This is a genomic window from Aequorivita sp. 609 (assembly GCF_014212065.1).
Taxonomy (GTDB): domain Bacteria; phylum Bacteroidota; class Bacteroidia; order Flavobacteriales; family Flavobacteriaceae; genus Aequorivita; species Aequorivita sinensis.
In genome coordinates this window covers 1-433 of sequence record NZ_JACJVM010000079.1, presented here as the reverse complement: position 1 = coordinate 433, position 433 = coordinate 1, and the positions used below count along the sequence as shown (strand labels likewise).

General features: G+C 59.1%; 1 protein-coding gene. It reads right to left on the bottom strand.

Annotated features, from left to right (window positions below; all coding sequences use genetic code 11):
* Nucleotides 1–16 precede the first annotated feature (16 nt).
* Nucleotides 17–433, bottom strand: a 417-nt coding sequence (locus tag H4O20_RS15530) for a 30S ribosomal protein S30e (protein WP_221442881.1), incomplete at its 5' end; no start/stop codon positions are given.

Sequence of the window (433 nt, the reverse complement as noted above, 5' to 3'; positions counted from 1 at the left end):
CTCAGAGATTAATCATTTAGGAGTTGGCGTTGGGGCCCTTCTTCTTGCCGAAGGTTGGAACCACGTTGACGAAGCGACGGTTGTACTGGATGCGGCGCTTGGCGCGGCCCGTCTTCTTCTTCTTCTTCTCCTGTTTGTCCACTTTGGGTGTCTGTCCTCTTACTTTACCGGCACGAGCCAGAGATCCGTGGACTTTACCTCCCAGGAGTCTGGCGGCGAGCTCCAGTGTGCAGAGCTCCGTGACGCCGCAGGTCAGCAGGGTGGCGTCGTCCTCCAGAGGAGCTCCAGCCAGCAGGAGAACCTGGTCCTCCACAGACACGCCCTCCAGAGTCTGAACATGAGCCTTGAGGTCACGGACGGTCTCCTGTCCGGACACCTGGAGCGTGTGCAGAGACTGAGCGCGCAGGAACAGCTGCATGATGAGCGATTGGTG